The following is a 13,836-nucleotide window of genomic DNA, read 5'->3' as shown; positions in this document are numbered from 1 at the left end:
ATGCAAAAAAATCCGCTAGATGGCTTACATGATGTCATTGCACCGACCGAGGTTGCATGGTGGCCACTTGCTCCAATTTGGTGGCTGATTATCGCCTTAGTTGGTTCGTTATTAATTATCGGCTTAGTGCTTTTATATAAAAACCAGCAATTTAAAAAAGCCAAAAAACAAGCGATTAAGCTAAGTAAAACCCTTGGTGATGATGACGCGCAAGAGCTACACATTATTTTAAAACGCTTAACTCGTCATTATTACAGCAATCAGCTTGCTTCTCAGCCTTTGGCAAAGTGGTCTGAAAGTTTATCGAAACTGAGTGGCGATAAATTTAGTTACGACGAATTGATGCCGCTTTATCAGCAACAAAGTAATAATGCTGAACTTGCAGCTAAATTACGCAATGCTATTAGCAACTTTAAACTCAAGGAGCCAATTAATGTTTGAGTTTAGTTGGCCATGGTGTTTTGTGCTTTTACCTCTGCCTTGGTTATTAAGCCGCTTTATGCCGTTAAAGCAGCAAGGGCAGTTACGTTTACGTATTCCTGGCTTTGCTAAGCTGGGCTTAAATAATCAAGCAGTGCAGCAACATAGCCGAAAAGTCTCATTGCTCGAGTGGCTAGTATGGGTTTTATTGGTTGTCGCTATTGCAAACCCAACTTGGCTTGATGAACCTATCACGCTGCCTAATGAAGGCCGCGATATTATGCTGGCGGTGGATTTATCTGGCTCTATGACAGAGCAAGATATGGCCTATCAGAATCAATATGTTGATAGGCTTACCATGGTAAAAGCTGTACTCAGTGACTTTATTGAACAGCGTCAAGGCGACCGACTAGGTCTTATCTTATTTGGTGATACCGCATTTTTACAAACGCCTCTTACTCGTGATGTTAAAACCGTGAGCCAAATGCTCAGCGAAGCGCAAATCGGCCTAGTAGGTAGAGCAACAGCCATTGGTGATGCATTAGGTTTATCTGTAAAGCGTTTTGCTAATAAAGATGAAAGTAACCGTATCGTTGTACTTTTAACTGATGGTCAAAATACCGCAGGTAACCTTGATCCAGAAGATGCCCTGCTGTTAGCCCGCGAAGAAGGCATTAAGGTATATACCATAGGTGTTGGCTCTGATAACCCGCGTGGTTTCAGCCTATTTAATATGGGTGGTATGAGTGGCGGTAACTTAGATGAAAGCTTACTCAAGCGTATTGCCGAGCAAACCGGCGGCTTATACTTTAGAGCAAAAGATGTGGCTGGCTTACAGCAAATTTATCAAGAGCTCGATAAGCTTGAGCCAATTAGTAGCGATGAACAAACGTTCCGCCCACAAATTTCATTGTTTTATATTCCACTACTTGTGGCGCTAGGCTTAATAAGCTTAGCAATGCTCGTCAGTTTTATTCGCCAATTTAAGCAGGAGAACTAGTATGGATTTTGAATTTATTCGCCCTGCCCTACTTTGGTTATTAATTCCCGCGCTGATTATTTTTAGTGTGCTGTTGGTACGCAACAAAAAAAGCGCCCCTGCTGATTTAATTGCGCCCCATTTGGCGCAGTTTGTAATGAGCGACAATCATAAAAAACAAAGCCAACCGCTTTGGCTAGTTGCTGTATTTACTCTGTTAGCCATCGTTTTTGCAGCAGGTCCAAGCTTTGAAAAGAAACAGGTTCCGGTGTTTCAAGCAAAGAATGCGCGGGTCATTGTGATGGATATGTCGTACTCCATGTTCAGTACCGACATCGCACCAAGCCGATTAGTGCAGGCTCGATTTAAAGCACTTGATATGATTGAGCTTTTCAAAGAAGGTGATACGGCATTAGTGGCTTATGCAGGCTCTGCATTTACTATTTCACCGCTAACTAATGACGCTAGCACTTTGGCTAACCTTATCCCAAGCCTAAGCCCTGATATCATGCCGAGCAAAGGTTCAAATGTTATTGAAGGCCTAGAAAAAGCCGACGATTTACTTAAACAAGCTGGCTATTTAGATGGTGATATTATTTTAGTCACCGATGGGGTTGATAGCCTAGATCAAGAAGATATTAGCCGCTTTACCGCTCAGTCTAATTATCGTTTAAATGTCTACGGAGTTGGCACAGAGCAAGGTGCGCCGATTAAGTTACCAGAAGGTGGCTTTTTAAAAGACATTCAAGGACAGATTGTGATTCCGACGCTTAATGTTAGCCGTTTAAGCTCGCTTGCGCGCAACAGCGGTGGCAAATTTGCACTATATCAAACCAGTAATCAAGATATTCAAACATTTGCTCCCACCGCCAATGCAGAAATACTCAAAGATGAGAAACAAAGCCAAGCATTATGGCGAGTTGATGCAGGTATTTACGGCCTGATTATTTTATTGCCGTTAGCGCTCTTTTTAATTCGCCGTAGCAGCTTAGTGCTTGGCTTTTTGTTTGTTATGCTCCTACCTCAGCAACAGGTTTACGCTGCTGAGTTACCAGACGTATTTAAAAACCAAGACCAACGTGCTCTTGATGCCTATCAGCAAAATAAATTTGAACAAGCCGCCCAAGCACAAAACACGCGATTAAAAGGCGCTGCTCTTTATCAGCAAGGTAATTACCAAGCTGCGATGGATGCGTTTAGTGAAGATAAATCTGCGACGGGTTTGTACAACTACGGTAATGCCCTTGCTAAGGCTGGTGAGCTAGAACAAGCCATTGAAGCGTATAAGCAAGCCCAGCAGCTTAAAAATGACTTCACTGAGGCAAAAGAAAACCAAGCCCTCGTTGAACAGTTATTGCAGCAGCAAGAGCAACAACAGCAGCAACAAGATCAACAGCAAAACAATGATCAACAAAACTCTGATGGCCAGCAAGATAACCAGCAAAAGCAACAGGGTGAAAATTCACAGCAAGGCGAAAACTCTGAGCAAAGTGAGCAGCAAGATGGCCAACAACCGTCAGAGCAAGGTGAGCAATCAGATCAAAAAGGTGAGCAAAGCGAGTCAAATAGTGATCAGCAAAACAAACCTGAAATGGAATCACAAGCAGACAAGTCGTCACAATCTGGAGAACAACAGCCAGAGCAAGCTCCCGAGCAACAAGATGCTCAGCCACAGCCATCGCAAAACGACGAACAAGCTAAACAGCAAGCAGAGCAACAAGCAATGCAGGCACAAGCTGCTGAACTGACTAATGAAGAGAAAGAAAAAGCTCAGCAACTTAACCAGTTGCTGCGTAAAGTTCCCGATGATCCTGCGATCTTATTAAGAAATAAAATGCAATTAGAAGCACAAAAACGAAACTACCAACGTCGTCCACGAGGAGCCGAAAAATCATGGTAATGCGATTATTATGTTGTTTATTGCTAATCGCGGCAGCGCCGCTTTGGGCTGCCACCCAGCTACAGGCAAGTGTTGATAAAAACCCTGTCCTTGCCGGTGAGTTTTTTGTTTTAACCATCTCAGCAGACGACTCTATTAACAGCGAACAACCAGACACTTCGGTGCTATTAAAAGACTTTGTTGTTGGGCCAACCAGTGTTAGCTCGCGCACTAATATTATTAATGGTGAAATCAGTAAGCAAACTAACTGGTCTGTAAAGCTGATGACCCGCAAAGAAGGCACTTATACCATCCCTGCATTTACTGTAGCTGGTGTCAGTTCAAAACCGATTGAGCTAACGGTAGCTAAGCGCAGTCAAACCTCAGAGCAAAATAAAGAAGCCTTCATTAAAACAAGCATCAAGCCAAGTAGCTTATACGTGCAAGAAGCCGGTGTTTATACGGTTAAATTGTATTTAGACAACAACAAAGAATTGCTTGATGGCAACTTAACTACGCCAGAAATGGAAAACGCTGAGCTAACCCCAATTAACAAGCAATCTGAAGACTATGAGTTAATTGATGGCAAACGCTATTTAGTGATCACCCGTGAGTACTTAGTGCAGCCACAAAAAAGTGGTGTAAATACTATTACGGCACCTGTTTTCAATGGCCGTATTCGTCAAAACTATCGCCAAATGGCTGTGTCAGCGATGGGCGAAGATGTTGATGTTGAAATCAAGCCAATTCCAGAAAACTACACAGGTGCATGGTTACCAAGTGAACTGGTTAACCTTGATGAGCAATGGCAACCAAAAGATGACACCGTTGAAGTTGGCACGCCGATCACTCGAACTATCACCTTAACCGCATTGGGGGTTACTAAAGAGCAACTTCCTGATATCGATATGCCGCAGGTTCAAGGTTTTAGAAGTTACCCTGATGAAAAAGAGAGTAACCACCTGGTACGTGATGGCCGTGTTATTTCACAGCAAACGGCTTCTTATGCTTTATTACCGCAAACGCCGGGCACTTACACATTGCCTGAAATAAAGCTGCCTTGGTTTAATACTAAAATCAATCGTATTAGCTATGCGACCATACCTGCTCGTACATTAACTGTTGTGCCAAGTACAAATCCACTCACACCAACAGCTCCTGCTATCGCAGAGCCGCAAACCGCAAGCTCTAATGAGCAGAGTGATACACCAACTAATGTACAAACCGTTACGCAAGTTACAACCCCTGTGTGGCTTATTATCGTGGCAATTGTCGGCTATGGGCTTTGGTTAATCACCTTAGTGCTTTACATTAAAAAGCGCACTCAACAGTCGGTAGCTGAGCCATTACCTACCAGTGGTTCATCAGTATCGTTGAATGAGCTTAAGCAGTTTGCAAAGCAAAACAATAGCTCAGGGTTTTATAACGCGTTGAACCTTTATGCAAAACAGCAGACAGGTAAAAATGCTGCAGCAATCGAGTGTTTACTAGCATCACTGAAAAATACACAACTTAATGATGAAATTGCTAAATTACGCACTAAACTTTATAGTTCAGCAGATGAACAGGTTGATTTAAGCTTAATCGTCAGCTTGCTAAGCCAAGCTGCAAAGCACACTAAACCGACAAGTAATGATACTGAATTAAAAAATCTTTACGATTAACTATTATTCTAATAGGTTGAATATAAACGGCTAATCTTGAATTAGCCGTTTTTTTAAGAAAAAAATAATAATCTCAGAAAGTTTTTTTCTGATAGGCAGGTCTTAGTTACTATGACAGAAAAACAAAAGCGATATGAAGCGCTGGTTCATGTCTACCACAGTGAGCTTTTTCGCTTTGCGTATTGGTTGTGTCGTGATCAGAACATTGCTGAAGACTTAGTGCAGGAAACCTTCCTGAGGGCTTGGCGTGCCTTGGATTCACTGCAAGATCAACAAGCAGTCAAACCTTGGCTGTTAACTATTTTGCGCCGCGAGAACGCACGCCGCTTTGAACGTAAACAATTTGATTACGCCGATGTTGAAAACGACACCCTTGTAGATGAACAAAGTACAACCCTTGATGCTGAAATGGAACAAACAGTGATTCAACGACAAATAGGAAAGTTATCACAAGAGTATCGAGAGCCATTGCTATTACAAGTAGTAATGGGTTGCTCTGGCGATGAAATTGCCCAGATCCTCGATTTAAATAAAAATACTGTCATGACACGACTTTTCCGTGCCAGAAACCAGCTTAAAGAGGCTTTAAGCAGTGATGATGATCAACTTAGAGGAGCATCAAATTAATGGATGAACTCGAGTTTCGCCGCCGCATCCTCGCCGAGCCAAGCACTATTGATAAGGAACTTGAAGCGTTTGCCGAGCAGGACACAGATAAACAGGCGTTTATTGATGATGTGCGCGCTTTAGATGATGAACTAAGTAATGCGCTTAACATCCCCGTGCCTGAAAATTTAGCAAAGCGAATTATTGATAATACCTATGCCGCAGAAGAAGCGCCTTCAGAGCAGCCGCTAGACACCATTATTGAGGCTAAGTCGCGCTTTGCCTTTAATCGCCTGTATTTAGCCGCTGCAGCGTCGTTTTTAGTAGCAATTAGTGTGTTCTTTGTCACTAACAAACAACATACGCTATACAGCGTGGGTGAGCATGCCTTTGCGCACCTATACCATGAGATAGGCTCGCTAGATAAACATGAAGCGATAGACCTTGCCTATGTGAACGAAAAGTTTGCCACCATTGGCGGACATTTAGATGAGCTACCAGGTAAAGTAACCTATTTAATGTTTTGTGACTTTCAAGGCAAAAAAGGTCTGCACTTGGTATTTGAGTCTGATTTTGGCCCGATGACGGTATTCATTGTGCCTTCTGAAGAGCAACCATTTGGCACTGGCTCTGACGATTTCAATGATGAGCGTTTCGCTGGTCACATCAACCGTGGTGAGCGAGCGGATACTATCTTAATAGCGAGTATTGGCGCTCCACTTGATAGCTACAACAGTATGATCAATGACGCCATTCGCTGGCTGCATTAATACCTACTCGTAGTAACATATATTACAGGCATAAAAAAACCGCAGTCACTGCGGTTTTTTTTATCGCTATAAAGCTGGTTACTTACAAACGTCTGCTACTGCATTTGCAAAGTAATCAATGTTTGCATCACTGATACCAGCAACGTTTACACGGCTAGAACCAACAATGTAGATTGAGTACTCTTTTTGTAAGCGCTCGATTTGCTCTTTATTAATACCTAGGAATGAGAACATACCATTTTGACGGTCAATAAATGAGAAGTCTTGCTCAATGCCTTTCGCTGCTAAGCTTTCTTTGATTAAAGTACGCAAACCATTAATACGATTACGCATTTCATCAAGCTCGTCATGCCACATTTGCGTCAGTTCAGTGCTACCTAAAATCGTGCTAACAATATCAGCACCATGTGCAGGAGGCATTGAATAGATGCTACGTACAACGCTTAATAATACAGAGTTTGAGATATCAGCAGTTGCTGCATCTTTAGCAATGATTGAACATGCACCGATACGCTCGCGGTATAAACCGAAGTTTTTCGAACATGAAGAGCAGATGATTAGCTCATCTACCGCTGCTGCTAATTTACGAAGACCCGCTGCGTCTTCTTCAAGGCTTGAACCAAAACCTTGGTAAGCAATATCAACCAGTGGCGTGAAACCAACTTCAACAGCAAGATCAGCAACTGTGCTCCATTGCTCAGCATTTAAATCCATGCCGCTTGGGTTGTGACAACATGCGTGGAATAACACAACATCACCTTTAGGCACTTGCTTAAGGGTATTAATCATGTCATCAAATAAAAGGTCTTTATTTTCGTAATCGTAGTAAGGGTATTCTTTTACTGTTAAGCCCGCCGCTTCAAATAAGCTGATGTGGTTTGCCCACGTTGGCGTAGTTACCCATACAGTCGCATCTTTGTTGCAGCGCTTGATGAATTCAGCTGCAACACGTAATGCACCTGTACCACCTGGTGCTTGTGCAGTGCGAACACGGTTAGCTAAAAGTGCTGGATGCTCACCCAGTAATAAGTTTTCCATTTTTTGACAGTAATCTAGGTTACCTGCCAAGCCAATGTACGATTTACTGGTTTCGTTTTCTAAACGAAACGCTTCCGCTTTTTTAACCGCTTTTAATACAGGCGTATTGCCTTGCTCATCCTTATAAACACCTACACCCAAATCGATTTTCTTTGGGTTTGTATCTTGTTTAAAGGCCGCCATTAGGCCAAGAATAGGATCTGTTGGTAATGGTTTTAATTCTGAGAACATTGACTATCTCTTTTTATAGGGGTTAGCGTTGCCACTAGCTTAACATAAAAACCCAGCCTGATTACTAGTTAAATTAGACCAAGAGTTGAGGAATTTTAATACAACAAGCCACAAGTAATGCAAGGGTTTGCTGATCAAAGAAATCATTATTAAATGCTTCTGCATCTATAATACCTAAGCATTCATTTTTGTCTGATAATAATGGTAAACAAGTCTCAGCTTTCACCTTAGGATCGCAAGTATAATACTCACCACCTTGTGCGAGGTAATCGGCTACGTTATTGATCACACGCCCTTGCTTAGAAAGTGCAACTTGAACATTGTTACTACCTTTAGCAAATGCTTCAGTTAGCGGGAATAATGGACGGCTCGGTGCACCATGATAAACCAGCTTTAATAACTGAGAACCTTCATTAGTCTCTGTCGCTTGATAAATACCAAACCAATCAACTTGAGTTTGGGCAACAACAAAATCGATAATTTGTTGAAGCTTAGCCAGTTTTTCAGTATTGGTAGCATCATCGGCAACATAATCATTTAATTTGAATGGTTCATCTTGTAAGTAGCCAAACAAGCTACACGCACCACCCTCGCCTAGCTCAGGAATTTGATACTCCCAACGCACTGCTGGTAAAGCTGACTCTGCAAGATAATGTTCAAGGTTTGATAATTGCTCAGCAACCAAATTTTCTGGTAATTTAAGCTGAGCTGTCGATAAGTAGTTAGAAATCATTTAGCCATCCAAACATCTATAATGCCAGAATGATAACATGCGATTTTAGTGTGAGCTAGTACTGCTTGCTGTTAATTGATAATAAATTTCGACTTGGTTGCCTGCACTATTGAAGGTCACTTTTGAAGCTACTTCCCCAAGCAAGCACAAGCCTCTACCATGCTCTCTTGCAAGGCTTTGTTGATTTGCCTGTTCTTTACTAAAACCATTTCCTGAGTCGCAAACAGTAAAATATAAAGCAAGTTCTTCTGGGCAATAACGAATATCAATAATGATTAAGGCATCGGTTAAATTTGCGAGTGCCTCTTCACGTTGTTGATAATAAATTAAAAAGCCATCTTCCTGATTTTTGACCTCTGAGTCGAGACCTAACACCCCATGATCTAAAGCGTTGTTATAAGCTTCTGAGAGTATCAAAAAGATATTAGCGCGATGTGCATTCAACCCTGCTACTTTGCTTATTACATCAACAACTTCCAGCACCGGATCGGTACTTTTGATTTGCTTTGAGTTCAGGCTCAATGAAAAATTAAAAGGTAATGCGGATAGCGGCTCTGATTTTTGCTCAGGCTCGCGCATTGGTAAGCAATTTAATAATACGAGGCTCAAGTCGTCTTGTTGTTTATTACCACGGGCAAATTTATTGACTCGTTCAAGTACATGCTCAGTAGAAATAGCAGGTTTTGAGGCTAGCACTTTTTTAAAGCGATGCTCACCAAAGTACTCGTCATGTGGACTAGTCGTTTCAATGATACCATCGGTTGCCATGACAATACGGCATGTGTCTTCTACTTCAATGTGAATAAGTGCACGTTCAAATTCATCTTCTTCTAAAATACCCAGTGCCATATGTTGAGATTCAAGGGTACGAATAACTTCACCGCTTTGATTGATGATATAGGTATCGGGTAAGCCCCCTAGCCATGCCGAGATACTTTTTCCGGTACTGCTAAGCTCTATGATGGTTGCAGCACAAAACATGTGGCCTGGTAATAACTTACCTAATACTGAATTGATTTCTGCGGCAATATCACTCACAGACATGCCCTTACTCACCATGGTATAAAATACTCTTGAAGCAGGGAGAGCTCCGACTGCAGCGGCTAAACCATGACCAGTAAAATCACCAAGCATGCAATATAAGCTACCTAATGGGCTTTGTGCGACCAAAAACATATCGCCATTAAACATAGCCGCAGGCGATAAATGAAAATCTAAATGCTTAGGAAAAGATTGTTGGTTCTCAAGAGCATTATTAAAAATATGTTCGACAATTTCATGTTCGCGTTCGACTTGATTTTGATGATATTCAAGTTGTAGATTTTGCTCTCTTGCCTTTTGGCTTAAATTACGGATCCGGCTATGCGCTTTAATTTTCGCGTTAAGAATCACTTCTTGAAACGGCTTATGCAAAAAATCATCACCACCAACCGATAAGCAACGCTCAAAGCTCGCTTCGTCTTCTAATGAGGTAATAAAAATAATCGGTAAGTAAACTTGGCTAAAGCGCTCTTTGATAATCGCTGCGGTTTCAAAGCCGTCCATCACAGGCATAATGACATCGAGTAACACAATATCAATGGTGTGTTCTTCGAGCAGATTTAAAGCAACAAGACCGTTCTCAGCGGTATAAACACGGTAGCCCTGCTGCTCTAACATCACGGTTAATAAGCGACGATTTAAGGCAAGATCGTCTACAACCAGAATATTAAGCATCAATCAATATCGAACTTTTTATCAAAACGTGAGATTTGCAGGATTTTTTTCAATTGCGGTTGGCAGTTACTAATTTGAATTGTTTCAACTTTGCCTGTTAGGTTTTTTTTCATGTTCAGCAACATGCCTAAAGCTGAGCTGTCCATGTAATCTGTTTCTCTAAGGTCTATAACCACTTTATCGATATTGTCGTTGAGATCGGCATACGCCTGACGAAAAGATTGCACCAAATTAAAATCAAATTTTCCTTTGATTTGTACAGTTAATATAGCGCCATCAGCAGAAGTGCTGCGCGTTAAACTCATAATAAACTCCTAATAAACAAATCTTTCCTGATACTTAACTAAATATAACCGCTTAAAACAAATAAGCCAAAAATTAAAACACTTAGGATGAAATTTGTTATCATTTAGCCAAGCTTCTATAACGAGATCTACCATGAGCGATAACAATCTAGTTTATTCAACTGCAACGGGTCGCATTGAGCAACCTAAAGAAAGTAAACCAAGCCAAGGTAAAATTTTTAAAGACGGTTTTTTACGCATTGAACGTCAAACCAAAGGACGTAAAGGTAAGGGCGTGATGTTAGTTGTTGGTATCGACAGCGAGCAGCATGATTTAAAAAAATTAGCCAAAACCATTAAAAGTAAAATGGGCCAAGGCGGTGCAGTAAAAGACGGTATCATCGAAGTTCAAGGTGATGACAGAGATAAGCTAAAAGCGATTCTCGAAGGACTAAAATTTAAAGTTAAAATTGCAGGGGGCTAATCACCCCCCTTTTTTGCGTTCTGTATTTTATGAATTCAACGAGTTGAGCTGTTCATAAAGTGCAGGCAACTCATCTTCAGGGATAGGCTTGCTATAGTAGTAACCTTGCACAATATAACAGTTGTTGTTTTGTAAAAACTCAATCTGCTCAATGGTTTCTACCCCTTCAGCAACAACATTAAGCTTCAGCTTTTGTGCCATAGCAATAATCGCAGCGGTAATTTCCATATCATTACTGTCTTGTGGAATATCTTTCACAAACGAGCGATCAACTTTCAAAATATCCACAGGGAAACGTTTTAGGTAACTCAGTGAAGAATAGCCAGTACCAAAGTCGTCGATTGAAATTGATACACCCAAGGCTTTTAACTGATGCAGTTGTAAGATGGCTGCTTCAACATGCCCCATCAGCATACTTTCTGTTAGCTCAAGGTGTAAGCGTTTGGGCTCAACACCTGTTTGCTTGATGATCTTATCCAGTGTCGACACCAAGTTCGCATCTTTAAATTGACGTGCCGACAGGTTGATTGAAATATTATTCTTTAAGTCTTGGCTTGCTAAACGTGCAGCAAACTCACACGCTTCTTGCAGTATCCATGCGCCTAATTCAACAATTAAACCAGTTGCCTCAGCAATAGGAATAAACTTAGTTGGTGGGATCATCCCTTCTTTAGGATGGAACCAACGAATAAGTGCTTCGTAGCCAACCACTTGGTTATTTCTACAATCAACTTGTGGCTGATAATAAACCCTAAACTGCCCTTCGCGAATACCAGTACGAAGCTCATTTTCAATGAATAAGCGCTCGTTTGCTGCAGCATTGAGCTCTTGGCTATAGAAGTGGAAAGTATTACGCCCTTTCGCTTTTGCTTCATACATCGCAAGGTCGGCATGTTTAAGTAGCTGATCTTCTTCTTGGCTATCAAATGGTGCCATTGTGATACCAATACTGGCACTGATGATCACTTCATTGTTACCTAATTTGATTGGCTCATTAAGTGTGCGCTGAATCGTATTAGCCACTTCCATGGCATGTGTTTGATGCTCAATACCACTTAACAGGACCGCGAATTCATCGCCGCCTAAACGCGCTATTGTATCTTCCGTACGCAAACGCTTTTTCAAACGGTTAGCCACTTCAACTAATAACTGATCCCCTGCATCATGCCCTAGTGTATCGTTGATACGTTTAAATTCATCTAAGTCAAAATAGAATAAGGCAAATGCATAATGGCCACGTTCAGCCAGTGCCATTGATTTACGCAGCTGCATTCTGAAGAAAGTACGGTTAGCAAGCCCCGTTAAGGTATCAAAGTAAGCCAATTGCTCCATCTTACGCTGGCTTTCTTTTACAAACGAAATATCTTGAGCTGATGCCACATAACTGGTGATCTCACCACCATCTTCACGAATTGGTGAAATACTTAACGAAACCCAAACTGATTGGCGCTCATTCCCTTGTAATAAGGTATCCCCGCGCCAATAATTACGGCTTCGCAAATCGATATCAATATCATCGACTAAAATCGCCATTTCTTGTGAAATGATATTCAGCAGCGGCGAGCCAATAAAGTGACGCTCCTCAAAACCGGTCATTTCAACCATTTTCGGATTCACGTATTTGATCTCAAAGTCTTGATTGGTGATCACCACACCGGTACCAGAGAAAGCCACAGCTTTAGATAAACGATTCGCCGCTTTTTCCGCTATTTCTTTTTCACTAATGCGCTGGTTTAAGCCATCGATCAACTTACGAATTTCAATAGCCATATCTCTAAACGAGCCATTTAGCGTGCCAATTTCATCTTTATTAGCCTTTGGAAACTCAGTTTGTAATTGCCCTTTGCCAAAACTAACTACCGCATTAACCAACGAATGAATGCGACGCAGTACTAATTGATAAAGTGCTTGATGCAATAACAAAGCAACTAAAATAGCGTACAAGATAAACAAGCCAAAGAATTTTACTTTTAACTCTTCAAGCGCAGAAAGTGCCGACGAACGTTTTTTATAAATTCCAATATACCAATTTAGATTCTCGACTTTACGAATATTGATAATGTGAGTTTCGCCATCTTGTACGAATGAATTTGCCGACTCAGGTAACTTTAAACGAATGGTTTCAGACACTAGTTTTTGCAGATCAGGGTTTACAAAATCTTCGGTGAGTAATTTTTTACCTTCACGACCATATTGCTCAAGCGTGGTTTTATCTAAATCAGGGTGAGCTAATAGCTGACCTTTTGCATCAAACACTAACAGATGCTGCTCACGGTCACCGATAGGTAGCTGTGCCAATAAGGTTTCAAGCGCGATATCACTGCCCGTGACACCAAAAAAATCGTTATCAAGGTAGATTGGCACAAGCACACTCACCACCCACTTATGCCAAATAGTATCGTAATACACTTTTGACCACACCGCTTCTCGGCTTGGGTTAGTTGCAGCCTGAGCGTAATTGAAGGTTTCGCCTTTAGTAAAATCAAAGTCACCAGGTACATTGAGTGCCCAGTTTGGTGGCGCGATCCGAATAAAGTTATCTTTGGTGACAAGGTAAAAATTAAAGAAATCTTGAATTAAGGTCGGTGAAACGATTTTCCATAGCGATTCAGAATCGTTTATAAGCTGTTTATAAAATTCAGAATATTTATCTTGAGGGAGAAATGCAGCCGATAAGCCATCTTCTGAGGTACTACGGATACTGCCATCGAGGGCAAATTTGAGTTCTGCGCTGCGTTTACTTTGTAAATGCGATTCGTTGTGAAGGAGCTGGCTGCTTACGACGTTATTCGCCTGCTCAGCAATATTGATTTTGGTTTTGATCAAGCGGTTAAATTGACGACTCAAGCGTTCACTAGAGTGCTTTAAAAGTTCGTGCTCTTCAAACACAAGCTGTTTTTCTTCAGATTTAAGCATCAAAGCCGCAGCACATATACCTGCAATCAAACAAATCGCAGAGATCAGCAGCGACAATTTCATACTTAATGAATTCACACCAAAACGTGATGGCGGTCGTCGATACACCACAGGAC

11 protein-coding genes and 1 pseudogene are annotated in these 13,836 nt (G+C 41.4%); 7 read left to right on the top strand and 5 right to left on the bottom strand.

Translation table 11 applies throughout. From position 1 onward, the window contains the following. The 6 genes and pseudogenes from PASHI_RS20125 to PASHI_RS20100 all read left to right on the top strand — a co-directional run bounded on the left by PASHI_RS20125 (position 1) and on the right by PASHI_RS20100 (position 6,318). A complete protein-coding gene (locus tag PASHI_RS20125) occupies positions 1–441 on the top strand; it encodes a DUF4381 domain-containing protein (protein ID WP_062566826.1) in 441 nt (146 codons plus the stop codon). Then, the gene (locus PASHI_RS20120) at positions 434–1,420 is read left to right on the top strand and encodes a vWA domain-containing protein (RefSeq protein ID WP_062566825.1); all 987 of its coding nucleotides are present in this window, start codon (positions 434–436) and stop codon (positions 1,418–1,420) included. Before PASHI_RS20125 ends, PASHI_RS20120 begins: the two co-directional genes overlap by 8 nt. 1 nt (position 1,421) lies before the next feature. After that, positions 1,422–3,299, top strand: a complete 1,878-nt coding sequence (locus PASHI_RS20115; RefSeq protein WP_062566824.1) for a vWA domain-containing protein — start codon at positions 1,422–1,424, stop codon at positions 3,297–3,299. Continuing rightward, positions 3,293–4,942, top strand: coding sequence for a BatD family protein (locus PASHI_RS20110; protein WP_062566823.1), 1,650 nt, complete (start codon positions 3,293–3,295; stop codon positions 4,940–4,942). The genes PASHI_RS20115 and PASHI_RS20110 overlap by 7 nt, the downstream gene beginning before the upstream one ends. 78 nt (positions 4,943–5,020) lie before the next feature. Beyond that, a pseudogene (locus tag PASHI_RS20105) lies at positions 5,021–5,569 on the top strand (sigma-70 family RNA polymerase sigma factor); the annotation flags it as partial. Further along, positions 5,569–6,318, top strand: coding sequence for a DUF3379 family protein (locus PASHI_RS20100; protein ID WP_062566822.1), 750 nt, complete (start codon positions 5,569–5,571; stop codon positions 6,316–6,318). The pseudogene PASHI_RS20105 and the gene PASHI_RS20100, both read left to right, overlap by 1 nt. A 78-nt stretch (positions 6,319–6,396) precedes the next feature. Here the strand turns inward: PASHI_RS20100 and PASHI_RS20095 are convergent, their stop codons facing one another. From PASHI_RS20095 to PASHI_RS20080, 4 genes are all read right to left on the bottom strand, one after another. Further along, complete coding sequence (locus PASHI_RS20095; RefSeq protein ID WP_054553227.1) at positions 6,397–7,587, bottom strand: amino acid aminotransferase; 1,191 nt, start codon at positions 7,585–7,587, stop codon at positions 6,397–6,399. A gap of 73 nt (positions 7,588–7,660) precedes the next feature. Next, on the bottom strand, positions 7,661–8,320 hold the full coding sequence (locus tag PASHI_RS20090) for a GAF domain-containing protein (protein ID WP_055197972.1): 660 nt from the start codon (positions 8,318–8,320) through the stop codon (positions 7,661–7,663). Positions 8,321–8,365: 45 nt separating this feature from the next. Next, complete coding sequence (locus PASHI_RS20085) at positions 8,366–10,036, bottom strand: ATP-binding SpoIIE family protein phosphatase (RefSeq protein ID WP_062566821.1); 1,671 nt, start codon at positions 10,034–10,036, stop codon at positions 8,366–8,368. Further along, on the bottom strand, positions 10,036–10,341 hold the full coding sequence (locus tag PASHI_RS20080) for an STAS domain-containing protein (RefSeq protein ID WP_054562148.1): 306 nt from the start codon (positions 10,339–10,341) through the stop codon (positions 10,036–10,038). The genes PASHI_RS20085 and PASHI_RS20080 overlap by 1 nt, the downstream gene beginning before the upstream one ends. A gap of 133 nt (positions 10,342–10,474) precedes the next feature. Here PASHI_RS20080 and PASHI_RS20075 point away from each other — a divergent pair, with 133 nt between their 5' ends. Further along, complete coding sequence (locus PASHI_RS20075; protein WP_054562149.1) at positions 10,475–10,804, top strand: SUI1 family translation initiation factor; 330 nt, start codon at positions 10,475–10,477, stop codon at positions 10,802–10,804. A 27-nt stretch (positions 10,805–10,831) separates the two neighbouring features. Here PASHI_RS20075 and PASHI_RS20070 read toward each other — a convergent pair whose 3' ends face one another. After that, positions 10,832–13,831 carry a bifunctional diguanylate cyclase/phosphodiesterase gene (locus PASHI_RS20070; RefSeq protein ID WP_105181454.1) on the bottom strand — a complete coding sequence of 1,000 codons (3,000 nt, stop codon included), beginning with the start codon at positions 13,829–13,831 and terminating at the stop codon, positions 10,832–10,834. Positions 13,832–13,836 lie beyond the last annotated feature (5 nt).

Source organism: Pseudoalteromonas shioyasakiensis, from assembly GCF_001550135.1.
In the GTDB taxonomy this organism is placed as follows: Bacteria; Pseudomonadota; Gammaproteobacteria; order Enterobacterales; family Alteromonadaceae; genus Pseudoalteromonas; species Pseudoalteromonas shioyasakiensis.
This window is presented reverse-complemented; position numbering and strand designations above follow the sequence as displayed.

What these genes read in the sequence shown, in the direction of transcription:
- PASHI_RS20125 (WP_062566826.1), top strand. Translation starts at nt 1, where the DNA reads ATGCAAAAAAATCCGCTAGATGGCTTACATGATGTCATTGCACCGACC.
- PASHI_RS20120 (WP_062566825.1), top strand. Translation starts at nt 434, where the DNA reads ATGTTTGAGTTTAGTTGGCCATGGTGTTTTGTGCTTTTACCTCTGCCT.
- PASHI_RS20115 (WP_062566824.1), top strand. Translation starts at nt 1,422, where the DNA reads ATGGATTTTGAATTTATTCGCCCTGCCCTACTTTGGTTATTAATTCCC.
- PASHI_RS20110 (WP_062566823.1), top strand. Translation starts at nt 3,293, where the DNA reads ATGGTAATGCGATTATTATGTTGTTTATTGCTAATCGCGGCAGCGCCG.
- PASHI_RS20100 (WP_062566822.1), top strand. Translation starts at nt 5,569, where the DNA reads ATGGATGAACTCGAGTTTCGCCGCCGCATCCTCGCCGAGCCAAGCACT.
- PASHI_RS20095 (WP_054553227.1), bottom strand. Translation starts at nt 7,587, where the DNA reads ATGTTCTCAGAATTAAAACCATTACCAACAGATCCTATTCTTGGCCTA.
- PASHI_RS20090 (WP_055197972.1), bottom strand. Translation starts at nt 8,320, where the DNA reads ATGATTTCTAACTACTTATCGACAGCTCAGCTTAAATTACCAGAAAAT.
- PASHI_RS20085 (WP_062566821.1), bottom strand. Translation starts at nt 10,036, where the DNA reads ATGCTTAATATTCTGGTTGTAGACGATCTTGCCTTAAATCGTCGCTTA.
- PASHI_RS20080 (WP_054562148.1), bottom strand. Translation starts at nt 10,341, where the DNA reads ATGAGTTTAACGCGCAGCACTTCTGCTGATGGCGCTATATTAACTGTA.
- PASHI_RS20075 (WP_054562149.1), top strand. Translation starts at nt 10,475, where the DNA reads ATGAGCGATAACAATCTAGTTTATTCAACTGCAACGGGTCGCATTGAG.